Annotated in this window: 26 protein-coding genes; 14 read left to right on the top strand and 12 right to left on the bottom strand. The window is 68.6% G+C overall.

Going from position 1 to position 22,546, the window contains the following annotated elements; translation table 11 throughout:
* Positions 1-185: 185 nt before the first annotated feature.
* Positions 186-1,004, bottom strand: a complete 819-nt coding sequence (locus ACWDU1_RS10965) for an alpha/beta fold hydrolase (RefSeq protein WP_449997576.1) — start codon at positions 1,002-1,004, stop codon at positions 186-188.
* A gap of 92 nt (positions 1,005-1,096) precedes the next feature.
* On the bottom strand, positions 1,097-1,750 hold the full coding sequence (locus tag ACWDU1_RS10960) for a TetR/AcrR family transcriptional regulator (protein WP_449997575.1): 654 nt from the start codon (positions 1,748-1,750) through the stop codon (positions 1,097-1,099).
* Positions 1,751-1,844: 94 nt separating this feature from the next.
* Here ACWDU1_RS10960 and ACWDU1_RS10955 point away from each other — a divergent pair, with 94 nt between their 5' ends.
* Positions 1,845-2,981 carry a serine hydrolase domain-containing protein gene (locus ACWDU1_RS10955; protein WP_449997573.1) on the top strand — a complete coding sequence of 379 codons (1,137 nt, stop codon included), beginning with the start codon at positions 1,845-1,847 and terminating at the stop codon, positions 2,979-2,981.
* 377 nt (positions 2,982-3,358) lie between these two features.
* Complete coding sequence (locus tag ACWDU1_RS10950; RefSeq protein WP_449997572.1) at positions 3,359-3,907, top strand: hypothetical protein; 549 nt, start codon at positions 3,359-3,361, stop codon at positions 3,905-3,907.
* A 39-nt stretch (positions 3,908-3,946) separates the two neighbouring features.
* Here the strand turns inward: ACWDU1_RS10950 and ACWDU1_RS10945 are convergent, their stop codons facing one another.
* Positions 3,947-4,867, bottom strand: a complete 921-nt coding sequence (locus ACWDU1_RS10945; protein WP_449997570.1) for an LLM class flavin-dependent oxidoreductase — start codon at positions 4,865-4,867, stop codon at positions 3,947-3,949.
* Positions 4,868-4,934: 67 nt separating this feature from the next.
* Between ACWDU1_RS10945 and ACWDU1_RS10940 the strand changes: the two genes are divergently transcribed.
* Positions 4,935-5,705, top strand: a complete 771-nt coding sequence (locus tag ACWDU1_RS10940) for a helix-turn-helix domain-containing protein (protein WP_449997569.1) — start codon at positions 4,935-4,937, stop codon at positions 5,703-5,705.
* A gap of 20 nt (positions 5,706-5,725) precedes the next feature.
* Here ACWDU1_RS10940 and ACWDU1_RS10935 read toward each other — a convergent pair whose 3' ends face one another.
* A complete protein-coding gene (locus tag ACWDU1_RS10935) occupies positions 5,726-6,100 on the bottom strand; it encodes a VOC family protein (RefSeq protein ID WP_449997567.1) in 375 nt (124 codons plus the stop codon).
* Between the two features lie 253 nt (positions 6,101-6,353).
* On the opposite strand from ACWDU1_RS10935, the gene ACWDU1_RS10930 reads away from it, so the two are divergent.
* Complete coding sequence (locus ACWDU1_RS10930) at positions 6,354-6,686, top strand: hypothetical protein (RefSeq protein ID WP_449997566.1); 333 nt, start codon at positions 6,354-6,356, stop codon at positions 6,684-6,686.
* Positions 6,687-6,825: 139 nt separating this feature from the next.
* On the top strand, positions 6,826-7,941 hold the full coding sequence (locus tag ACWDU1_RS10925; RefSeq protein ID WP_449997564.1) for a CapA family protein: 1,116 nt from the start codon (positions 6,826-6,828) through the stop codon (positions 7,939-7,941).
* Between the two features lie 85 nt (positions 7,942-8,026).
* Here ACWDU1_RS10925 and ACWDU1_RS10920 read toward each other — a convergent pair whose 3' ends face one another.
* The gene (locus ACWDU1_RS10920; RefSeq protein WP_449997563.1) at positions 8,027-8,206 is read right to left on the bottom strand and encodes a hypothetical protein; all 180 of its coding nucleotides are present in this window, start codon (positions 8,204-8,206) and stop codon (positions 8,027-8,029) included.
* Positions 8,207-8,279: 73 nt separating this feature from the next.
* Positions 8,280-9,005, bottom strand: a complete 726-nt coding sequence (locus ACWDU1_RS10915; protein ID WP_449997562.1) for an SDR family NAD(P)-dependent oxidoreductase — start codon at positions 9,003-9,005, stop codon at positions 8,280-8,282.
* An 84-nt stretch (positions 9,006-9,089) separates the two neighbouring features.
* Between ACWDU1_RS10915 and ACWDU1_RS10910 the strand changes: the two genes are divergently transcribed.
* Positions 9,090-9,962, top strand: coding sequence for a LysR family transcriptional regulator (locus ACWDU1_RS10910; protein WP_449997560.1), 873 nt, complete (start codon positions 9,090-9,092; stop codon positions 9,960-9,962).
* 32 nt (positions 9,963-9,994) lie between these two features.
* Here ACWDU1_RS10910 and ACWDU1_RS10905 read toward each other — a convergent pair whose 3' ends face one another.
* Complete coding sequence (locus ACWDU1_RS10905) at positions 9,995-10,834, bottom strand: helix-turn-helix transcriptional regulator (protein WP_449997559.1); 840 nt, start codon at positions 10,832-10,834, stop codon at positions 9,995-9,997.
* 192 nt (positions 10,835-11,026) lie between these two features.
* Here ACWDU1_RS10905 and ACWDU1_RS10900 point away from each other — a divergent pair, with 192 nt between their 5' ends.
* Both ACWDU1_RS10900 and ACWDU1_RS10895 read left to right on the top strand, forming a co-directional pair.
* Entirely contained in the window at positions 11,027-11,965 is a 939-nt protein-coding gene (locus tag ACWDU1_RS10900; protein ID WP_449997558.1) for an SDR family oxidoreductase, read from the top strand.
* Between the two features lie 146 nt (positions 11,966-12,111).
* Positions 12,112-12,738: a helix-turn-helix domain-containing protein gene (locus tag ACWDU1_RS10895; RefSeq protein WP_449997557.1), complete on the top strand. Its 627-nt coding sequence runs from the start codon at positions 12,112-12,114 to the stop codon at positions 12,736-12,738.
* Here ACWDU1_RS10895 and ACWDU1_RS10890 read toward each other — a convergent pair.
* Positions 12,720-13,295: a dihydrofolate reductase family protein gene (locus ACWDU1_RS10890; protein WP_449997555.1), complete on the bottom strand. Its 576-nt coding sequence runs from the start codon at positions 13,293-13,295 to the stop codon at positions 12,720-12,722. The genes ACWDU1_RS10895 and ACWDU1_RS10890 overlap by 19 nt on opposite strands.
* Before the next feature lie 188 nt (positions 13,296-13,483).
* On the opposite strand from ACWDU1_RS10890, the gene ACWDU1_RS10885 reads away from it, so the two are divergent.
* Together ACWDU1_RS10885 and ACWDU1_RS10880 are read left to right on the top strand one after the other, a co-directional pair.
* A complete protein-coding gene (locus ACWDU1_RS10885; protein ID WP_449997554.1) occupies positions 13,484-13,747 on the top strand; it encodes a type II toxin-antitoxin system Phd/YefM family antitoxin in 264 nt (87 codons plus the stop codon).
* On the top strand, positions 13,747-14,016 hold the full coding sequence (locus ACWDU1_RS10880) for a Txe/YoeB family addiction module toxin (RefSeq protein ID WP_449997553.1): 270 nt from the start codon (positions 13,747-13,749) through the stop codon (positions 14,014-14,016). The genes ACWDU1_RS10885 and ACWDU1_RS10880 overlap by 1 nt, the downstream gene beginning before the upstream one ends.
* Positions 14,017-14,077: 61 nt before the next feature.
* Here the strand turns inward: ACWDU1_RS10880 and ACWDU1_RS10875 are convergent, their stop codons facing one another.
* Positions 14,078-14,734 carry an immunity protein Imm33 domain-containing protein gene (locus ACWDU1_RS10875; protein ID WP_449997551.1) on the bottom strand — a complete coding sequence of 219 codons (657 nt, stop codon included), beginning with the start codon at positions 14,732-14,734 and terminating at the stop codon, positions 14,078-14,080.
* A 110-nt stretch (positions 14,735-14,844) separates the two neighbouring features.
* The gene (locus ACWDU1_RS10870; RefSeq protein WP_449997550.1) at positions 14,845-15,033 is read right to left on the bottom strand and encodes a hypothetical protein; all 189 of its coding nucleotides are present in this window, start codon (positions 15,031-15,033) and stop codon (positions 14,845-14,847) included.
* Positions 15,034-15,215: 182 nt separating this feature from the next.
* Here ACWDU1_RS10870 and ACWDU1_RS10865 point away from each other — a divergent pair, with 182 nt between their 5' ends.
* On the top strand, positions 15,216-15,992 hold the full coding sequence (locus ACWDU1_RS10865; RefSeq protein WP_449997549.1) for an SDR family NAD(P)-dependent oxidoreductase: 777 nt from the start codon (positions 15,216-15,218) through the stop codon (positions 15,990-15,992).
* A 20-nt stretch (positions 15,993-16,012) separates the two neighbouring features.
* Here the strand turns inward: ACWDU1_RS10865 and ACWDU1_RS10860 are convergent, their stop codons facing one another.
* A complete protein-coding gene (locus ACWDU1_RS10860; RefSeq protein WP_449997547.1) occupies positions 16,013-16,780 on the bottom strand; it encodes an SDR family oxidoreductase in 768 nt (255 codons plus the stop codon).
* A 169-nt stretch (positions 16,781-16,949) separates the two neighbouring features.
* Between ACWDU1_RS10860 and ACWDU1_RS10855 the strand changes: the two genes are divergently transcribed.
* A complete protein-coding gene (locus ACWDU1_RS10855) occupies positions 16,950-17,894 on the top strand; it encodes an ATP-binding cassette domain-containing protein (protein ID WP_449997545.1) in 945 nt (314 codons plus the stop codon).
* The gene (locus ACWDU1_RS10850) at positions 17,891-18,652 is read left to right on the top strand and encodes an ABC transporter permease (protein ID WP_449997543.1); all 762 of its coding nucleotides are present in this window, start codon (positions 17,891-17,893) and stop codon (positions 18,650-18,652) included. Before ACWDU1_RS10855 ends, ACWDU1_RS10850 begins: the two co-directional genes overlap by 4 nt.
* On the opposite strand, the gene ACWDU1_RS10845 is transcribed toward ACWDU1_RS10850, so the two are convergent.
* Complete coding sequence (locus ACWDU1_RS10845) at positions 18,636-21,821, bottom strand: BTAD domain-containing putative transcriptional regulator (protein WP_449997541.1); 3,186 nt, start codon at positions 21,819-21,821, stop codon at positions 18,636-18,638. The two genes, ACWDU1_RS10850 and ACWDU1_RS10845, sit on opposite strands and share 17 nt — an antisense overlap.
* Before the next feature lie 197 nt (positions 21,822-22,018).
* On the opposite strand from ACWDU1_RS10845, the gene ACWDU1_RS10840 reads away from it, so the two are divergent.
* Positions 22,019-22,546, top strand: a 528-nt coding sequence (locus tag ACWDU1_RS10840) for a hypothetical protein (protein ID WP_449997540.1), incomplete at its 3' end; no start/stop codon positions are given.

Below are 22,546 nucleotides of genomic sequence, written 5' to 3'. Positions count from 1 at the left end.
GCTGGGTCGCGGCGCGTTGGCGAATCCAGACCTGCCGCGCCGCATCCAGAATGGTGCTCCACTCGCGGCTTTCGACTACGCAATGCTGCATCCGATGGCGACCCTGGACTCGGCAGCCGCATGGCGTGCCCGCACGGAGTTGGATCCCGTCTAGATCGACCACATCGCGGCGACGGAGGGCTCTTCTAGGGTGTGTAGTCGAGTATCGAGCGGACGAGGGCGTCGCGGTCCTCGAGCATCGCCATATGCCCGACTCCGCGAAGGTAGTGGACCTCGGCCCCCGGCACCGCCTCGTACCGGCGTGCGGCGGCCGGGTCCCACCGAGGGTCGGAATCCCCGAAGATCACCAGGAGTGGCTTACCGGCGGCAGTGAGGCGCTCGGGCACGGTCCCCGCGGTGATGTAGTCCATGTTGGCGGCGAGAATCGCACGGAACGTGCGGTAGGTCGTCATTCGCAGATCGGCTACGGCCGTGTCGGGCACCGTGATCGGGGCCGCCGCAGTCGCTGCCAATCCGCGCCGGATCATCGAGTCGGTACGAATCGCCCACACGAGCGCACCGAACGGCGGTGAGGTGAGCACTTTGATGATGGCCGGCTCGGGTAACAGCGCTTCGCGGCTCGGCCCGGTACTGATCAGGACCAGCTCGCCGACCAGGTCCGGGCGGCGCTCCACGAGGGCGGTAGCGACGTATCCCCCGCTGGAGTGACCGACCACCTTCGGATTCCGTAACCCGAGTTCGTCCAATAGTGCCGCCAGCCGGTCGGCCTGCTGAGAAACAGCGTACGTGGACGCCGGTTCGGATCGGCCGCATCCCGGAAGGTCGATCGTGATCACCCGATAGGTCATGGCGAGCGACGGCACCACCGGCGCCCACGTCGAACCGGTCGCGCCCGAACCGTGGATGAGCAACAGGGGCGGTGCTGCCGGGTCTCCGTCGATGACAACGTGCAACCCGTGGACTGTCGTGTCGATATGTGTCCGGACGGGGCTCGATTCGCTCATACCGACAGCTTCGTCAGAAATCGTCGAACCATCTTGTACGAATGTAACTTGCCGCCATCCGGCGCCGGCCCGGCCGCGGGCGGCCCGCGTCGTCAGGGTATTGCCGCCTCGATGTGGGCGAGTTGGCCGGCGAGGATCTCTTCGAAAGCGGCGCAGCGATCGGCGCCGAGGGGGCGGAGTTCGCGGGCGAAGTGGGCCAGGGCGGGGAAGAGTTCGGGGTCGGCGCCCAGGACCATGACGCGGAACAATTCCATGCCCTGCTCGTACTCGTCGGCGGTGAGGGTGCCGACCCCGGCCTCGGCGGCGATCAGGGCGGCCACGGTGACCGCGAGCCGGTGGTAGCGCGTCGGGATCTGCTCGTCGGGCAGGCCGGATGCTTGCAGGGCCTGCAGTATTTCTTCGGCGACCAGCCGGGAACCGGCTCCGCCCGACACGTAGCGCCCCCAGACGGCGGCGAGCTGGGGTTGCTCACCGAAGGCTTCTCGCAGGCGCAGGGCTGTGGCGGTGATGCGCTGCTTCCAGTCACCCTCGGGCCGGTAGCCGTCCATGGCGGCGAGCAGGATCCGGTCGGCGACCGCACGCAGCAGTTCGGTCTTGCTGCGGAAGTGCCGGTAGAGGCTGGAGGAATCGGTCCCGAGCGCCGCGGCGAGTTTGCGCACGCTGAACGACTCGGCGTCACTCGAGCGCAGCAGTTCCGCCGCCGTGTCCAGGATTTCCTCGGTCGACCAACGCCTTCGGCCTGTCATCGCGCTCCTCTCATCGGACCCAGCATAGCTTATGCACTTGCCGTTGCACGCACCGCGTGCATAATGAGGACATCCCTTGGAAAGGACACGGGCAATGACGAATTCACTGGATGCCGCGAATCTCGACGCCGCGATCGAAAGGGTCCACCGCGCGGGTGTGCCGGGCGTGTTCGCCGAGGTGCGTGACGGCGACCAGCTCTGGCGCGGCGCCGCCGGGGTCGCCGACCTCACCACCGGCCGACCCGTCACGGCCGACCTACGACACCGCGTCGGCAGCATCACCAAGACCTTCACCGCCGCGGCAGTCCTGCAGCAGGTCGAGACCGGTCGGATCGAGCTGGATACCTCGATCGGCCACTACCTACCGCAGCTGGTTCCAGGGGAACGCGGTGCGGCAATCACGGTCCGGATGCTGCTCAACCACACCAGCGGCCTCGCCGAATTCCTCTTCCGGGCCTACGACTCGTTGCGGGCATTCCCCTCGTTGGCCGACACCGGTCCGGAAAGCCTGGACGACAACCGGTTCCGATGCTTCGACCCCGCCGACCTGATCGAGCTGGGAGTCACCGCACCCGCCGTAGGCACACCGGGCGCGACACCCGGCGTCTACTCCAACACGAACTACCTCATCCTGGGCGAGCTCCTGACGGAAGTAACGGGCATCCCGGCGGAGAAGTACATCACCGCGAATGTGATCGAGCGCGCCGGGCTTCGCGATACGGAGATTCCGACCGGAGCGCATATCGACGGACCCCATTCCCTGATGTACGAGGCATGGTTCGGCAAGGTCGACCCGCCCCGTGACTACAGCGTCTTCGATATGTCGTGGGCCCGGCCGTCCGCCTCGCTGATCTCGACCGTCGGCGATCTCAACCGCTTCTTCCGGATGCTGCTCGCCGGTGAAATCATCGCCCCGTCGTCACTGGCGCAGATGCAACGCACAGTCCCGGTGATCTCCTTCGAGGGCAAAGTCGTGGACTACGGCCTCGGCCTGCACCGGTGGGCGGCACCCGGTCGCGGTGTCTTCTGGGGCCACGACGGCTCGACCTGGGGAGCCGGCGCGGTCTCCATGATCGGTGCGGACGGCGACCGACAGCTGTCGGTCGCGGTGAATACGCAGCGGTGGAACAGGCTCGACGCCGGCGGCGCACCGCAGCCGCATCCCATCGACGACGCACTCTCGGCGTTCTACGAGTCGGCCATGGGCGATACCGCCACTGAAACCACGTGAGAGGTGCAGTGACCGCCGCGGCAGCGGGTCCAGCGACGCCGTCGACCCTGAAAGACGACCAGCAGATGAACACGAGACGGCTCCTGCGCCCGTATATCGGAGGTCTCCTCGCCGTCGCCGCTCTTCAGTTCGTCGGCACCACCGCCGGGTTGGCGCCGCTGCTCGCGGTCGTGGACTGATCACGCTGATTCGCCGGCGGTATCCGGGCCTGGTTAACAGGTCTCACGTCCTCCGGGATACACCGGGCAGAATCCGCTATCAGGGACAACAAGAACGCCATGGGGACCGTGTCGGCTCTCCCCATGCCCGGCCGAACAGCCGGCGGTAGAGGCGCGAAGAGTTGGGGAGGAAACGTGTTCCGGAAATCAATTGTGATCATGGCTGTCCTCGTCGCCACATCATCGTGTTCACTGGCCGAATCCGCGTCGGATCCGTCGATATTGGACGGGATGACCGAAGAACGGATGTGTGGACTGGTCCGAGCCGAGGCTGTCGAACAGGCCTTGGGCATACGCATCGGGAGCCCCGAAGCCGGACGTGTGCCCGGCCGCACGGATTCCCTATCGTACGACTGCGAGTACTTCCCGCACGAAGACGACGACGGGAATTCGTGGCAAATAGCGACAGCACTCGGTGGCACACTGCCCGAGGAATCCGACAAAGAAGCGCTGGACGGGGAGTTCACCGATCTGCGCGCGAAGTACGCGGAGCCGGGAGAAACCGTCGCCCCCTACTCCTATCAGGCGGTACCCGGGCTCGGCACAGTGGCCGGGTATGGCGAGATTCCGCTGTTCGGGCATCGGGTCGCCGCAGTGTTCGACGTCGGCGATGAACGCTTGGTGGTCACCGTATCGACACGAAACGCGGTGGGCCCGGAGCAGTTGACACCACTGGCCGACGAGCTGATAGCGAACCTCCGCAAGTGATCACGACGGGTCCCCGGGCCCACTCATCTCAGCGCGGACTTACTGGCGTGGGAGCACAGAAAGTAGCTCCCCGACCTCGACCAACTGCTCGGTGAACGTAGCCGAGACCACCGCCCCGATTCGCAGCAGGATATGGCGCGCGCCGGCCTCGACGAACCGCGCGAGGCGGGCGGGGAGATCAGGGCCGGTCATCATCACCTGGATCCGCGATACGGACTCCAACGGCATTTGATAGGTGGCCCGGCAGTACTCGTCCAACGCCTTCGCGCCCCGCCGCGCGTCGTCGTCCACGAACACGGTCGCGAAGAGGGCCGGGGTGACCGGCCGCGCGGCGGTGTCCCGGATCGTGGCCAGGGCGGTCGCGTAATCCGCGGGGTCGGGTGGGTAGGGCAGCCAGCCGTCGTACAGTCGCGCGGTACGCCCCAGCGCGGCCGGGGTTATCCCGCCGAGCCAGATCGGCGGACCTCCCGGACGGGCAGGCGCCGGCACCTCGGGTAGCCAGTCGTAGTGCAAAACCTTGCCGTGAAACGATTGCGGCTTCCCGGTCCACAGCTCCCGCCACAGCGCGACCGTATCGTCGAGCCGGGAGAATCGCGTCCGGAAATCCACCCCGACGAGTTCGAGTTCCTGCTCGCTCAGGCCGGGAAAACCGGCCCCGACACCGACCACGAGCCGACCCTCCGACAGCAGGTCGAGCGAACCGAGCGTCACCGCGGCGTGCACCGGATGCCGGTAGGCGGGCATGAGCACCGCGGTGCCGAGGGTGATGCGTTCGGTCGCCTGCGCGACGGCGGTCAGCAGGGTGAGCGGTTCGATCCTGGCGCGGACGAGGGAGTCGCCGGCCCAGACCGAGTCGAATCCGAGCCGTTCGGCCTCCACCGCGGTCTCGACCAGGGCTTGTGCCGAGCCACCCGCGGCGAGCTGGGCCTGACCGGCTGGAAGGAGAAGTCCGTATTTCACGTGTTCCACCGTCGCCGACGGAGGGTATGCGCTCAATTCCCGGGAGGGAATATGTTTCGCTCGCATCATGAACGGTTTCGGCGCGGCGCTGAAGGAATGGCGGAGGCAGCGGCGGTTGTCCCAGCTCGAACTGGCGCTGCGGGCCGGGACCACGCAACGACATGTGAGCTTCCTGGAGAGCGGCCGCTCCGCGCCGGGGCGGGGCATGGTGGTGCGGGTCGCGGAATCCCTGCAACTGCCGTTGCGCGAACGAAACGCCCTGCTGCTGTCGGCCGGTTACGCACCGAGCTACCCCGAGACCGACCTGGACGATCCGGCGCTGCGACCGGTCATGGACAGTCTGCGGCGACTGCTCGACGGGCACAGTCCGTACCCGGCGATCGTGGTGGATCGCTTCGGGGATCTGGTCGCGGCCAACGACGGGCTCGGCATTCTCGTCGAGGGCGTCGCGCCGGAACTGCTGGAACCACCGGTCAACGTACTGCGCCTGGCATTACATCCGCGCGGTTTGGCGCCGCGGATCCTGAACTTCGACGACTGGGCGCGGCATGTGCTCGAACGTCCGAGGCAGGACAATGCCCGGGCCCCGCACGAGCGGCACAGGGCGATGCTGGCCGAGCTGGAGGGTTATCTACCGAACCCGCCCGAGGTCGACGCGGATCATATCGGTTTCGCTGTCCCGCTCCGCCTTCGATCCGGTCGCGGCGACCTGAGTCTGATCACCGCGATCACCACCTTCGCCACCGCCGTGAACGTCACGATCTCCGAGCTGCGGCTGGAGACATTTCTGCCTGCCGATTCCCGCACCGCGAAAGCGCTCGAACGCAAGGCCGGCTGAGCCGCAACCGCGAAGAATCGTTAGGCGGAGCCGGGCGGCAGTGTGAGGCAGAACGGATGGCCCGAGGGGTCGAGCAGGACGCGCCATTTGCCGGGGGCCGGTTGGGTTTCCGGCTTGGTGGCGCCGATGGACAGCGCCGAGGACTCCGATACGTCGAGGTCTTCGACGAAGAGGTCGAGATGCATCTGTTTGGGAACGGTGTCATTCGGCCAATCCGGAGCGCGGTAGTCGAGGACCCGCTCGATCGTGACCGCGACCCCTTCGGCCCGCAGCACCACCAACTCCTCCGATTCGTGGAGCGTTCGGAGATCGAGTAGCTCACGATAGAAGCGGCCGAGCCCTATCGGATCGTCGCTGTCGAGTGCTATCGCCGCCAATCGCGCTATCGCCATCATTACCCCCATTGGTTCTTTCCGTTGATATCGACCGAACGTGTCGATCGAAACAACCGGCACTGCAACTGACACATTCCACACCGCAGATCAAGCCGAGAGGAGCAGAGCCCAAGACCATCGCGTGGGTTGCTACCGTTCCCAGATCCGAGGTTCGTAATTCATTGGCGGACAATGATTGTCGGCCGGTCGGCGTACAGGGGCCGCCACCGACCTCACCGCACTGCGCGACCGCGACCTCACTCCCGCGGCCAGGGTGCTGCTGGTGCTGCAGAAAATCGCACCGCACAACCGCGAGCTGGGCCGCGATATGCTGGACTGGCTCGAAGACCTGCGCGCCCTGGAGTCCGGTCCCGACCCTCTCGGGGACTACCTGACCGTCCTGACCTACATCATGACCGTCGGCGATACCGCCGAGACCGAGCTAGCGACGGTATTCGAACAGCTCGGCCCGCGCGCAAAGGAGGCAATCGTGACCACAGCCGAAACCATCGAAGCCCGCGGCCGTGCCCAAGGTAAGGCCGAGGGCCGAGCGGAAGCGCTGCTCGAACAGATGACGGTAAAGTTCGGCCCGCTGCCGCTGCGGTGATCCACCGGGTTCGATCGGCCGATACGGACCGGGTGCGGACCTGGACGGCGCGGATTCTGACCGCCGCCACCCTCGACGAAATGCTCACCTGACCCCTGGCACCGTCTGGTGAACTGATGTCGCGGGGTTCGCGATCGCCATGACGATCACCGTCCTACTGGGTGGTGACGTCATGCTCGGTCGTGGTGTCGATCAACTCCTGCCCTGCGCCGGGAGTCCGGAACTGCGGGAACCGAGCGTTCGGGACGCCCGGCGCTACATCGAGCTGGCCGAGCAGGTCAACGGGCCGATGCCCCGGCCCTACGGTTTCACCGGCCCCTGGGGCGAGGTGCTCGATGTTCTCGACGAACTCGCGCCCGACGTGCGGGTCTTCAATCTGGAGACCGCCGTCACCGCGGGCGGTGAATTCGCGGCCGGCAAATGGGTTCATTACCGCATGCACCCCGGCAATCTCCCGGCACTCGCGGCGGTGCGCCCGGACGCGTGCGCGCTGAGCAACAACCATTCGCTGGATTTCGGTATCGCGGGACTGACCGGCACTCTCCACGCGCTCTCGGACGCGGGTATCCGGGCTGTGGGAGCGGGCATGGACCTCGCCGCCGCCCGGCAACCCGCGGCCGTACCCGCTCGCGGTGGGCGGGTGCTCGTCGCGTCGGTATCGACTCTGTCCAGCGGTGTTCCGGCGGGCTGGGCGGCGGGCGGTGACCGTCCGGGGGTCTGGCTGATCGACCAACCGTCCGTCGGGCATGCCGACCAGGTGGCCGCGCGGCTGTCGGCGGAGTCCCGCCGTGGCGATATCACCATCGTCTCGGTGCACTGGGGACCCAACTGGGGTTATGGAACCGGACTGAGCGAGCGACAATTCGCCCACCGGCTGATCGACGCCGGTGTCGACATCGTGCACGGCCACTCCGCGCACCACCCACGCGCCCTCGAAATCCGTCGCGGCCGCCCCATCCTGTACGGGTGCGGCGATGTCATCGACGACTACGAGGGCATCGGCGGACATGATTCCTACCGGCCGGAGTTGCGGCTGCTGTATCTGGTCACTGTCGAACCCGGAGAGTCCGCCGCAGTGCGTATGTTGCCGCTGCTCGTCCGGCACGTACGACTCGAGCGGGCCGGAGCCGCCGATACCCGGTGGTTACGCACCCGGCTCGCGGAAATCAGCCGCCGGTTCGGCACACGTATCGATACAGAGCCCGACGGTCTGCTGACGGCCCGCCGACCACTCGCGGCCGAGGGCATCGGGTGAGCGGGTATGCCTAGTGGAGCCGACGCCGACGCGAGGTTTCGCGTCACCCCGCGGAACCGGGGCGACGAGGAGCCGCATCGCTACGTCAGTACGGGTAGTCGCGGAAGGTCATCACGCCGCCGACCAGCACGATCACCGCCGTGAGGATATAGACCGTCACACGGAACCACATCGGCCCGTAATAACTGACCACCAGCGACGCAGCGAGCGCGGCGAGAATCAGCACCACCCCGTAGAGGGGCGTGCGTTGCTCCCTGTCAGCCATTCCTCCAGTGTCCTCCGCCCCCACCCGGGGCTGCAACGCCGCCATCTGTGCAGGTGGACGGCAGATCCAGGGCTCACCAGGCGACGACACCCGCGTCGTCGAAGAATCCGCCGCGTGGGCCGTCGTCCGGCAGGGTGGCCAGGCGTAGTGCGATCGCGGCACCTTCTTCCGGCGTTCGCGATCCGCCGAATCCGGTGAAATCGGTCGCGACATAACCGGGGCAGGCGGCGTTCACGATGATGCCGGTATTCGCGAAGGCCCGGGCGTACTGGGTCGTGATGCTGTTGAGCATCGACTTCGACGGTGCGTAGGCGGCCAGGATCGGTCCGGTCCGCAGAGTCAGCGAGCCCATATTGCTCGACATGTTGACGATTCGCGGTGCGGCCGCGCGACGGAGCAGCGGGAGCATCGCGTTGGTCACCCGGATGACCCCGAACACATTGGTGTCGAGGACGGTGCGGAGGACGTCGAGATCGAGAGTCGCGGGATCCTGCGCACCCGCATCGGTCCGGCCGCCGATGCCGGCGTTGTTGACCAGTACATCGAGCCGGCCGGTCGTCTGCTCGATGGTGGCCGCCGCGGCGGCGGCACTCTCGTCGGAGGTGACATCGAGGGGGATATCGAACGCGTCGATGCCCGCGGCGCGGAGGCGGGCGACGGCCGCCGCTCCCCTGGCAGCGTCACGTGCGCCCACCGCGACCGTGAAGCCGAGTGCCCCGAGCCCGTGTGCGATGGCACGGCCGATTCCCTTGTTCGCGCCTGTGACCAGCGCGATCTTCGTATCTTTCACAGGATCCATGCTCGGCGCGCCGGGCGGCGCTGTCCAAGACCGGTTGGATCCGCTGTGATACCCACCGGGTATCACGGAGGGTAGGCTGCCGGTGTGCGCGATCTGGAAACTCGCGAGCTCCGATATTTCGTCGCCATCGCGGAGGAACTGCATTTCGGACGGGCGGCGGCGCGGCTGGGAATCGCGCAACCGCCACTTTCCCGGGCCATCCGCCAACTCGAACAGCGGCTCGGCGTCCGCCTCCTCGAACGGGACCGCCGGCGAGTGGCGCTCACCGACGCCGGCGCGGTGCTGCTGCGCGAGTCCCGGGCAGCCCTGGACGCGGTCGCGGCGGCGGCGCGCCGGACGCGGCGGGCCGGTGATCCACAGCGGTCGCTGGTACTGGTGACCAAGGCCGGTGCATCGCACGAACTTCTGCAGAACCTGCTCGACGCGCTGGCACGGGAACCGGGTGCCGGCCCGGTCGAAGTACTGATGTGCGAGGTCGGCGAGCAGGCCCATCGACTACGCGACGGGAGCGCCGACGTGGCGATCATGCACCGGCCCGTCGACGACCTCGCCGGATTCGATACCGAGGATCTCCACACCGAGAACCAGGTCGCGATCGTTGCGGCGGCGCATCCGCTCGCATCGCGGGACCGGCTCACGATGGCGGAGGTGAGCGCTGTGCCGGACCTGCCTATCGCGCGCTGGCCCCGGCTCGACGGCACTTACCCGGACGGGCCCGGACCCGAAGTACATACTCAGTCACAGCTTGCCCAGCTGGTGGCGCTGGGCCGGACCTTGCTTGTCATTCCCGCGTCCAGCCGGGCCTGGCAGTGGCCCGAACACGTCGCGGTGCCGGTCGTCGACGCGCCGCCGATCACCACCGTGATCGCGTGGCCGCGCAACAGTACGTCGCCCGCGATCGCGGCCCTCGTCCGCACCGCGGCCGGGCTCCGAAGCAACCCGCTGCCCGCGAGTTGAACCAGGCCGAAGCCGACGAGCAGCGGCCGGACTCAGCCGAGGACCTGCCCGCCGAGCACGGACAGCATCCGTAGTTTCTCGTGACTCTCGGTGCCGGGGATCGCGGTGTAGACGAGCAGGGAGTGGGCCTGAGCGGGGTCGATAAGGCGCTGGCAGGTGAGTTCCAGGGCACCGACCTCGGGGTGGACGAAATGTTTGACCTCACGCGGGCGGATCCCGACCTCGTGCCTATCCCACACCTGCCGGAATTCCGCGCTCTGGGCAAGGAGCAGGTCGGCGAGGTGCGCGGCCCGGGAGCCGGGCCCGCGGAGGGTGGCGATCTCCCGCAACCCCGACGCGTACATGCGGGTCAGGAATTCGTGCTGGTCGGGGGCGTAGAGCTGCCGTGAGGCAGGGTCGGTGAACCACCGGTATCCGATGCTGCGGGCGTTGCCGGTGTATCGGGTGGCGTCACCGTTGAGGGCGATACCGGGCGGAGTCTGGCGCAGGGTCTCGCCGAGTTCGGTGACGATCTCCGCGGGGGTGTCGGTCAGGCGATCGAAAACGCGCAGCAGGCCGGGGCCGATGTGGTCACCGGCCGCGCCGCGGGCGGGTGGGTTGTGCCCGGCCAGGCGGAAGAGATGGTCTCGTTCGTCGAGGGACAGATGCAGACCCTGGGCGATCGCGCCGAGCATCTGATTCGACGGCTGCGGTCCGCGCTCGCGTTCGAGCCGGGAGTAGTAGTCGGCCGACATATTGCACAGCGCCGCGACCTCTTCGCGGCGCAGCCCGTCGGTCCGGCGGCGGGCACCGCGCGGCAGTCCGACGTCTTCCGGTTGCAGGGCCCGCCGCCGGGTCCGGAGAAAATCGGCCAGCCCGACACGATCGATCATCGGCACGTTCCTCTCTCGCGACGCCGATTGTGTTTCTACCACCGCCGCGAACGCATAACCCCGCCCTGCCGATCCCCCCATAACGCCACGGCCGCGGCTCGCCCAGCCTGGGATCGGCAGGCCGTGGATGCGCTCGCGGCGATCCGGGAATCTCGAGGTACACGCATTCGCCCAGTACGAAGGAGATCGACCATGGCCCGCGATATGGATATCGCCATCCCCGGCCTGTCCGGGAAACTCGCCGTCGTCACCGGCGCGAGCGACGGGATCGGATTCGTTATCGCCCGCCGGCTGGTGGAGGCGGGCGCGGAGGTGATCATGCCGGTCCGCAACGCGGACAAAGGCGAGAAGGCCGCCGGTCGGCTCCGCGACCTCGTTCCGGGCGCGACGGTGACCACCCGGCCCCTCGACCTGTCCTCGCTCGGGTCGGTAACCGCCCTCGCGGACCGGCTCGGCAGCGAAAACCGCCCGATCGACATCCTCGTCAACAACGCCGGCGTGATGACACCGCCCGACCGGCAGATCACCACCGACGGTTTCGAGCTGCAATTCGGGACCAACCACCTGGGCCATTTCGCCCTCACCCGGGGGCTGCTGCCGCTGTTGCGCCGGGGCGGGGCCCGGGTCACGCATCAGACGAGCATCGCCGCACGTAGCGGTGTGATCAACTGGGATGACCCGGACTGGGAGCACGACTACGACGGCCGCCGGGCCTACAGCCAGTCGAAGATCGCCGTCGGCCTGTTCGCCCGCGAACTCGACCGGCGCAGCACGGCGGCGGGGTGGGGTATCACCAGCAATCTGTCGCACCCCGGGGTCTCGCCGACGAATCTGCTCGCCGCGCAGCCCGGTATGGGCCGGCAGCGCGACACTGTCTCGATCCGCGCGATCCGGGTGCTCTCGCGGCTGGGCATCCTGGTGGGCACGGTCGAATCCGCGGCCCGGCCCGCACTGCTCGCCGCGACCGGGCCCGAGGCGAAAGGCGCGGAGTTCTACGGTCCCGCAGGACCGGGCAACCTCGGCGGACGACCCGCCCGGCAGGACCTGTGGCCGCCGCTGCGCTCCCCGGACGACGCCCACAAGCTCTGGGAACTCTCCGAGAAGCTGACCGGGGCGACGTTTCCCGCCTGATCCCGCGGCGCCGGGAAAACCGACGGTGCCTCTGCGAGCCCGATCGGCTTAGTATTTCGCGGGTGGGACTGCTGTTCGGAACGCGGGCGTCGGATTCGCCATGGGTCGAGTCCGTGTGGACGTGCCGCAGTGAGCGGGTCTCGGAGATGACCTCGATCGCGTCCGAGACCTGGGGGCTGGTGTTCTGGGAGCAGCAGGGGCAGGCGCAGGCCGCGATCACCGGGCCGGAGAGTCGCACCGGGACCGCTCCGGTGCCCGAGGGCGCGGAATTCGTCGGAATCCAGCTCGCGGCCGGGACATCGCTGCGGACCACCTCGATATCGGCGCTGGTGGACGGCGGGATCGCGCTACCCGAGGTGACCGGCCGGACGTTCTGGCTCGACGGCGCCCATCGTGAGACCCCCGGCCCCGACGACGCCGAGGCGCTGGTCGACCGGCTCGTTCACGATGGGGTGCTCATCCGGGACCCCCTGGTGGCGCAGACGCTGCGCGGTGCGCCGCCGGCGGTCGGCGAGCGGACCCTCGAACGCCGGTTCCGGGCGGCGACCGGACTCACCCGGGGCGGGGTCCGCCAGATCGGGCGGGCCCGCACCGCCGCGCTGCTCCTGGCGTCGGGCGAAACACCCGCCGGCGTGGTGGCCAAGCTCGAGTACTACGACGAACCCCATCTCGCACGAGCGCTGCGCCGGTACATCGGGCGTACGGCCCGGCAGCTACGAGAAGGGTCCGGCGGCCCGATCGCACTCGATCCCGGTCAGCGCACGACCTCGTAGACGAGCTTGGACACCCCGTTGGAGTAGCTCGCCGAATCCCGCAGCCGCAGCGTCTGCTTCTCGCGGTCGGACCGGTCGAACAGGTGCTTACCCGCGCCCAGCAGCACCGGGAACACGAGCAGGTTGTAGCGGTCGATCAGATCGGCGGCCCCCAGGCGCCGGGCCAGTTCGGCACTGCCGTGGATATAGATGGGGCCGCCGTCGGTCTGCTTCAGTTTCGCGATCTCGTCGGTGGAGCGCAGGATCGTGATCTCACCCCACCCGTCGATCAGCGCGTCCTCGGTCAGTTCGGAGGACACCACGTATTTCGGCAGGTCCTTGTAGGCGGCGTGGTCCTCGGAGTCCCGCCAGACCGGGGCGAACGCCTCGTAGCTACGGCGGCCGAACATGAGCGCGGTGGTATCGGCGAGTTCCTCGCCCTTGAGCGCGAACGCCTCGGGCACGAATTCGGTGTCCATCACCCAGCCGCCGCTGCGGTGCCCCTCGACCGTGCCGCCCGGCGAGTCCACGACGCCGTCCAGCGATATGAATCCCGTGTAGACGAGTTCGCGTGTCATCAAGTTCTCCTCTTGAGTGCGGGGCCTCGGATTGTGCCTGCGGTCAGCCTAGGAACAGCCGCCGCCGATGTCTTGGACGAAACCGACACCGCTTTCGTGACGACGGGTCCGAATGCGCCAGCAGTTGTCTGGCCCAGACCCTGTCAATAGTCGTACAATAAATCGTACGATTTCGATAGGATGTCGCAATGACCAAAGCGCTACCCATCTCCACCGTGCGTCAGAACCTGTTCGGGCTGGTGCAGCAGGTCAACGACGACCACGACACCGTTACCGTCGTATCCAAGAGCGGCGAGAACGCTGTACTCATGGCGGAAAGCGACTACAACTCGCTGATGGAAACCCTGTATGTGCTCCGCACCCACGGCGGGGTGCAGCTGCTTCAATCGGCGGAGGACGCCCGCGCGGGGCGCACCGACCCCCATTCGCTTCTCGATCCGGACAGCGAGTGATGCCCGAACGGAAACTCACCTTCACCGCGCAGGGCTGGAAGTCCTACACGGGTTGGCTTACCACTGATCGTTCCGTACTCAAAGGCGCGAACAAGATGATCGATGCGGCCCTGCGCGACCCATTCGCGGGCATCGGAAAACCCGAACCGCTTCGGCACCAACTCGCGGGACACTGGTCACGACGGATCACCCAGGAACACCGGCTCATCTACCTCGTCACCGATACGGAGATCGCTGTGATTCAGGTGGGCTCACACTACGAGGGCTGATCCGACAGCGACGGTCGCCTCCCGGGGGTACCGAACCCATCGCGCCGATCTCGCTGCCGGGTCAGGGGTACATCGCGGCGAGCAGGGAGCCTTCGCGGGAAGGTAGACGGGTGCTGCCGCGCGCGATTTCGGGGCGGCCACCGGAGAGGACGACGGAGCAGCCGGCCGGCAGGGCGAGGTAGCCGATGATCGCGGGCCGCACCACCGCCAGTTCGTAGAGGGTCGCCGCACGCAGGGTCGCGTCGGTGTGCCGGTGGACCGCGCCGGTACAACCGATGAACCAGCCCGATTCGGTCTCTCCGTGCGGGTAGCGCTGCATCAGGACGGAATCGGTGGCGCCGAACGCCTCGCAGGTCATGGCGTACTGCCGATCGTTCGGGAAATCCAGTTCGGGTCCCAGTCCCAGGCTCCCGGCGACCTCACGCTGAAACCACAACTGCTCCAAGGCCCGATCCGTACCCGCGACCAGACCCATCGGGACCTGCGTGAAATCGGGTTCACACAATCCGAGGGTGCCGTCACCACGATCCATCACATAACAGTCCAGCCAGCCGATGCCCACGGTCTCGCCGACCGGGTACCGGCTGCCCTCCCGGATCGACTCCTCCAGCCCGGCCGCCAGCCATTCGACGCCCGGGCCGTACACGGGGTCGGGACGATATTCCAGGGTGAATTCGGCCTGCCCGGCGATACCGGCCGCCGTCCTCCGCTGCTCCACGATTCTCCGATCTCGCAGGATCCGGATCCGGTCGGTGCGGCGATCGCGCCGAAGCCGACGTCTCACTACGAATCATGCCGCAGGAGCGCCCATCCCGCGCGCCCGAAATATCAGCTCGCGGGGGTCCAGCAGGTCCGCAGTCCCGCTTCGGCGCGGCGGTCGACGAGCTGGCCGGAGGCCTCGATCGTGCTGTCGATGGTGCGACCCCATTCGTAGCCGAGGGTCGCCGAGAGCGCGGCCGTGGTGGCGTCGATATCGGTGGTCACGATGCCCACATGGAATTGGTCGCGGGCCCTCACTTCTCGCACCTTCCGCACAGCGGCCGACAGCTACTCCGAGACGGATTCAGAATTGCATTCTTGAGCACAAGAAGCATATTCTCATCGAGGGAGAGGGAGCGCAACGGACAGGTCTGCCGACGACCCGGACCTCGCCCGGGCGCCCTCCTCGCATAGGCACATCGGACGATATGAGGCGGCAGATGCAGACCAGACCGACCCCGGACTCCACCGGGATCACGCTCGCCGGGAAAGTCGCCTTCGTAGCGGGCGCCAGCCGCGGGATCGGTGCGGCCATCGCCGAGCGGCTGGCAGCGGCGGGGGCGGCCGTCGCGGTGGCGGCCCGCTCGGAGTCCGAGGGCGCGGTGCCGGGAACCATTCACGCGGTGGCCGGACGCATCACGGCCGCCGGAGGCCGCGGGCTGGCGGTGGCCTGCGACGTCACCGATCCGGGATCGGTGCGGGACGCGGTCACCCGGACGGTGGCGGAACTGGGCGGTATCGACATCCTGGTCGCCAATGCCGGGGTGCTGTGGCTGGGACCGGTCGAGACGACACCGCTGAAGCGGTGGCAGCTGTGCCTGGACGTGAACCTCACCGGGGTGTTCTCGGTGACCCAGGCGGTGATCCCGCAGCTGCGGGCCCGGGGCGGTGGCTCGCTGATAGCGATCACCACGACCGGCGTCGAGATGGTGGACCGCGGCGCGAACGCCTACTGGGTCTCCAAGGCCGCTGTCGAGCGGTTGTACCTGGGCCTGGCCGCCGACCTGCGGGCGGACAATATCGCCGTCAACTGCCTGAGCCCGAGCCGGGTGGTACTCACCGAAGGCTGGCAGGCGGCCGGTGGTGGCCGCGAGATTCCGCCGGAGATGGTGGAACCGGCCGAGACCGTGGCCCGGGCTGCGGTTTTGCTCGCCGCACAGGACGCCGCGGGCATCACCGGGACGGTGCAGCGTTCACAGACCTTGATCCCGGACTGACCGAGCACCCGGCCGTGCGACTACCCGGCGCCTTCGGCCCGGGCGGCCAGGAACTCCTCGAAGGTGATCCGCCCGTCCGCGTGCTCCGGCGCCAGATGCGTACCGGAGCGGAAATCACGCATCGTCCTCCCCGGCAGCGGAACCGCCAGTACGGGCCGGCGACGGCCGATCACCCGCAGGTACGCGTGGGCGAGGTCGGTGACGGACCGCACCTGCGGGCCACCCATATCCGGGACCCGTCCGCTCGGTGGCCCCGCCGCGAGTTCCGCCAGCCGGTCGGCCACCTCGAGCACGTCGACCGGCTGGAACGACACCTTCGCCGGTACGGCCAGCACCGGAGACCATCGCTGGAGGTCGAATATCTCGGCGATCAGATCGTGGAACTGCGTCGCCCGCAGGGTCGTCCACGGCAGGTCCGAGTGCTGGAGCAGCGCTTCGCATTCCGCCTTGGCGCGGTAGTAACCGAGCGCGTGGTGGTCGATACCGACGATCGACAGGTACACCAGATGCGGTCCACCCGCGGCCCGCGCGGCCTCGATCAGGGCCCGGGTCGCGGCGATATCTCCGCGACCGTTGGTGGTGGCCAGGTGCACGATCACCTCGATATCGGCGGCCGCCGCCGCCAGTCCCGCCCCGGTCCGGAGATCCCCCACGATCCACTCGTGCTCCCGCGGATCGCGTTCGGACCGGGTCAGGACCCGCACCTCGTGGCCCGCCGCGAGCAGCCGCGGTACCAGAGCCCGCCCGAGCCGGCCGGTTCCACCGGTGACCAGGATCCGCTTCGTCATCTGTTCCCTCCGTGCCGGGTGGGAGACAGCCTCGCAGCGCGGATGGCCGACCCGGCGGTGCCACGCCGAGACACGGGCGCCCGGTTCGGACCGGCGAGTCGTCGTACGCCCCGGTCGCGTATCAGGCCGGCGTCAGGGCCGTATCAGCACGGCCGCCGACAGTGTTCCCATGAACAGCACAGCAATCGCGGCTTCGGGGCTGCGGAAGGCCTACGGGGACAAAACGGTCCTCGACGGGATAGATCTGAATATCGAGGCCGGATCCATCTTCTCCCTGCTCGGCCCGAACGGCGCAGGAAAAACGACCACGGTCAACGTACTCACCACACTGTTGAAGGCCGACGGTGGCAGTGCGACGGTCGCGGGACACGATATCGCGTCCGAGACCAGGGCGGTGCGGTCGTCGATCGGGGTCACCGGGCAGTTCGCGGCGGTCGACGATCTGCTGACCGGCCGGGAGAACCTGGAACTGATGGCGGATATCCACCGGCTGAAGGGCGGCGAACGCAAGCGGGCGGTGACCGAACTCCTGGACCGCTTCGAACTGGCGGATTCGGCCGGTAAACGGGCGGCGACCTATTCCGGCGGTATGCGCCGCAAGCTCGACCTCGCCATGACCCTGGTGACCCGGCCGCGGATCGTTTTCCTGGACGAACCCACCACCGGCCTGGACCCGCGCAGCCGGCGCACCATGTGGGAGATCGTGCGGGACCTGACCTCCGGCGGTGTGACGATCTTCCTCACCACCCAGTACCTGGAGGAGGCCGATCAGCTGGCCGACCGTATCGCGGTGCTCGACCAGGGCCGTATCGTCGCCGAGGGCACGGCCGCCGAACTGAAACGGCAGATGCCCGGCAGCTATATCGGACTGCGTTTCGCCCACGGCGCCGAACTGGATTCCGCGGCCCGGATCCTGCCCGAGGGCACCCGCGACGACGAGGCCCTCGTCCTGCGGGTCCCGGGCGACGGCGGCTCGAAATCACTGCGCCGCATTCTGGACCGGCTCGACGAACACTCCCTCGAGGCCACCGAGATCACGGTGCACACACCCGATCTCGACGATGTCTTCCTCGCCCTCACCGGCCACGCGACCACGGAGGTCACCACATCATGAGCACCCTCACCGCGCCGCTGGCCGATTCGTCGATCATGCTGCGCCGCAACTTCAAACATATCGCCCGCACCCCGGTCACGGTGTTCAACGCCGCCTTCATGCCGGTGGTGATGATGCTGATCTTCGTCTACGTATTCGGCAGCGCGTTCGATGTCGGCGGCGACTACATCGACTACGCGGCGCCGGGAATGCTGCTGCTGGCCATCAGCTACGGGCTCTCGGGGACCGCGGTGGCGGTGAGCTCGGATATGTCCAAGGGCATCATCAACCGGTTCAAGGTCATGGATGTCTCCCGCGGTGCCGTTCTGACCGGTCATGTCGTCGCGACCATCCTGACCAACGCGGTGGCGATCGTGGCCATCATCGCGGTGGCGTTCGCGCTGGGTTTCCGGCCGGAAGCGTCCGCGCTCGACTGGCTCGGCGCGCTCGGCGTCCTGGCGGCCACTTCCTTCGCGGCGTCCTGGCTGACCGTCGCGCTGGGTATGGCGGCCAAGACCCCGGAATCCGCGGGTATGGGCGTGGTGCCGCTGATCATGCTGCCGTTCCTCAGCACCGCGATCGTGCCGGCCGAGAAAATGGGCCAGGGAGTGCGGCAGTTCGCCCAGTATCAGCCCTTCACACCGATCATCGAATCCCTGCGCGGGTTCCTGGCCGGAACCCCGTCGGGCGGATACACCGCCGCCGCGCTCGCCTGGTGTGCCGGGTTCGCGATCTTCGGATACCTGTGGTCGCGGTCCACTTTCAGCAAGCGAGCGTAGCCTCGGCCAACTCCGGCCAGTCCGCCCGCGCACCCTCCCGCGTCGCCTCGGTGAAGCCCGCTTCACCGAGGCTTTCGCGTGCCGTGCGCTCGATACGGGCGATTTCGGGGTGGGAGAGATCGGGCAGGCCGCGGACCTCGGTGCTCGCGGCCAGCAGCCGCACCGCCTGTGCGTCCTGCCCGGACCGCAGCGCGAGATCGGCGATGCCGACGAGGACCGCGGCGAGCAGGGGCGCGTGCCCGGCGGCGGTCGCGCTGCGGAACGCGGTGCTGCGATGCTCACGGGACGCGTCGAGATCCTCGGCGAGGTAGCCGCGCAGATCGTGGATCATCGCGGCGTTGTGCGGTTGCTCCGCCTCCGCGCCGAGGGCGGCGGTCGCGACCTCGAGCTGGCGGTGCGCCTCGGCGGTATCGCCGGACCACCGCGCCAATTCCGCCTTTCCGAGGGCCAGTTCGGCCAGCGCGGTCGGCCAGGAGGCCCGGTCCGCGCATCGCTGCGCCTCGTCCATGGCAGCCGCGGTCGCGTCGCGGTCGTCCAGCATCCGGTACAGCTGGGCCTGGCGCACCCGCATCCGTACCGCGTCCTCGACCGCGCCGACCTGGGTGACCACCGCGATCGCCTCCTCGAGAAGCTCGCAGGCAGCGGCGAAATCGCCGCGGATACCGACCCGCTCCCCCAGCTCGCCCAGCGCGAACGACATCCCCCAGCGCTCACCCAGCGCCCGGAACTCGGCGAGCGCGGCCTCCAGATGGTCGTCGGCCTCCCGGCCGCCCTGGCCGAGCACGGTGCGCAGTTTGCCCAGTTGCAGGCGGGCCAGCGCCCGGACCCAGGGATCTTCGGCGGAGACCAGCGGTTCGAACGCGGGCAGCAGCTGGTCGGGACCGGCCAGCATCCGTTCCAGCGCACCGGTGAACGCCAGCGCCGGATGCCCGGACCGGCTGCCGCGCCCGAACCGGTAGGCCTTGTGGATCCATTCCTCCACCTGGACGGCGTCATTGCGCCCGGAACTGCCGAAGTGCACCACCAGCCCGTACACCAGGGCGCGCGTCTCGTCGTCCACCTCGCCGGGCATTTCGGCGGCCGCGGTGACCAGCTCCGAACCTTCGGCCTTGTGGCCGCCGAGCCACCAGTACCAGCCGGCGCTCGCGGCGAGCCGCAGCGCGCCGGCGCCGTCACCGGCCGCGAGCGCCCCGCGCATCGCGACCGCGATATTGTCGTGCTCGGCCGCGAGCCGGGCGAGCCACTCCAACTGCTCGGCGCGACGCAGATGCGGTTCCGCGGTGGCCGTGAATTCGATGAAGTACTCCAGATGCGCGCGGCGGGCGGAGTTCTCCTCGCCCGATTCCGCCAGGCGGTCCCCGGCGTACTGCCGGATGGTGTCGAGCATCCGGTAGCGCGGCTCACCGGATCCGGTGCCGGCAACCGGCGCCACGGACGTGACCAGTAGCGATTTCTCCGCCAGCGAGGTCAGCAGATCGAGGACCTCCCACGATTCGATCGCCGGGCCGGTGCCCCCGGCATCGCCGCCCGCCCCCGCGCAGACCTGTTCGGCCGCCGCCAGACTCGCCCCGCCGGAGAACACCGACAGCCTGCGCAGGACCAGCCGTTCGGCGTCGGTGAGCAGTTCCCAGCTCCAGTCGACCACGGCGCGCAATGTCCGGTGCTGCGGTATCGCGGTGCGACTGCCGCCGGTGAGGAGCCGGAACCTGTCGTCGAGGCGGTCGGCGAGCTGTTCCAGTGACATGGTCCGCAGCCGGGCCGCGGCCAATTCGATCGCCAGCGGTATCCCGTCGAGGGCCCGGCAGACCCGCGCCATGGTCGCCGGGATGTGGTCGGAGGTGCCGAGGTCGGTATGCACGGCCCGGGCGCGGTCGCGGAAAAGCTGGACGGCCGGAGAGGACTCGATCTCGGCGGCGTCGGCGTCCGCGGCGGGCAGCGCCAGTGGCTGGACCCGCCACAGCGCCTCACCGGTGATGCCGAGCTGTTCCCGGCTGGTCGCGAGGATCCGCAGCCGCGGGCACTCCCCGAGCACCCGGTGGGCGAAGGCCGCGGCGGCTTCGATCACATGTTCGCAGTTGTCCAGGATCAGCAGGGTTTCGCGGTCGCGGACCGCCGCGATCAGCCGGTCGATCGGTTCCGCGTCCGAGGCCCCGCCCAGCAGGGCGTCGCGCAGGCCGAACGCGGCGAGCGCCGATCGCGCGATATCCCCGCTCGCGCCGAGGGCCGCCAGTTCCACCACCCAGGCCCCGTCGGGCAGATCGTCGAGCAGGGTGCGCGCGGTCTCCAGTGCCAGTCTGGTTTTTCCCGATCCGCCCGGCCCGGTCAGTGTGGTCAGGCGATGGCCGGCGATGAGTTCGCGCACGGCGGCGACATCGGTGTATTTGCCGATGAACTCGGTCAGTTCGGCCCGCAGGTTGGTCCGGCGTTCGGTCTCACGCGGCCCGGCCTCACCGCGCAGCAGCGCGACGTGCAACTCGGACAGTTCCGCCGAGGGATCCACGCCGAGAGTGTCGGCGAGTTCCTCGCGGGCGCGCTGGTACACCGTCAGCGCCTCAGTGCCCCGGCCCGCGGCGCCGAGCGCCCGCATCAGTGCGGCGACGAGCCGTTCGCGCACCGGGAACCGGCCCACCAGCTCGGTCAGTTCCGGCACCAGTTCGGCGCCCCGGCCGAGCCGGATCTCGGCCTCGTACCGGTCTTCCAGCGCCGCCAGGTGCATACCCTCCAGGCGGGTGATCACCGCGTCGACGGCCTCGCTGTCACGGACCTCGACATCCTGCATCGGGGTCCCGCGCCAGAGCTGGAGGGCCTCACCCAGCAGCGGTGCCCGGCGGGCGTCGTCACCGCCGCGGGCCCGGTCGAGAAGTTGTTCGAATCGCACCGCGTCGACGTCGCCGGGCCGCACCGCCAGCCGGTAGCCACCGGCCTGTCCCTCCAGCACACCGTCCGGCAGTACCCGGCGCAGCCGGGAGACCAAGGCCTGCAGCGCGTTCGCGGCGTCCGCGGGCGGCTGTTCTCCCCAGATCCAGTCGACCAGTGTCGCCCGCTGGACCACGCGCCCGGGTTCCAGCGCCAGCGCGATCAACAACGCCCGGAGCCGAACACCCGGTATCTCGACCGATCCGCCTTCATCCGCCCGGACATCGAGCGGTCCGAGCAATCCGATCTGCACCGGACCATTCTGCCGTGTGGGCCGGTCCCGCCGTGGCCAGCCCTGTGATACCGGCGCTCACGACCTCGTGAACAGGCAGAACGCCGTATCAGCGCCGGTATCAGATTCCTGTCAGGGCGGTATCAGCGCCGACGGCGAAAGTTTCCCTCATCACCGGCAGCCCGCCGAGTAGCCCACTCCAGACCCAGGAGACCACGATGACCACCTTCTCCACCCCGGAACCGATCACCGTCACCGTCGACGTCATGTCCGCGCAGGTCCGCGTGATCGCCTCGGACCGCACCGACACCGTGGTGCGGATCCGGCCGGCCGACGAATCCGATCGGGCCGATATGCGCGCCGCCGCGCAGACCCGCGCCGATTTCGCCGCCGGGGTACTCACCGTGCACACCCCGAAGGATTGGCGCACCTACACGCCGTTCGGCGGCAATCCGTCGATCGAGGTGACCGTCGAGGTGCCCACCGGGTCGCGGCTGAAGGCCACCGCCGGGGTGGGCCGGCTGGTGAGCATCGGCGGGCTCCAGCGCAGCGACCTGAATATCGCCGCCGGGGAGATCGTCGTCGAACGACCCGCCGGCTCGGTGACCGCGAAAACCGCCAAGGGCGATATCCGTATCGAGGACGCGGTGCGGGGCGACCTGCGGCTGGAAACCTCCTACGGCGAACTGCAGGTCGGTATCCGGCCCGGCAGCGCGGCGTGGCTGGAGGTGAACGCCACCCACGGA

The sequence above is a fragment of the Nocardia sp. NPDC003345 genome (genome assembly GCF_053589395.1).
This window is presented reverse-complemented; position numbering and strand designations above follow the sequence as displayed.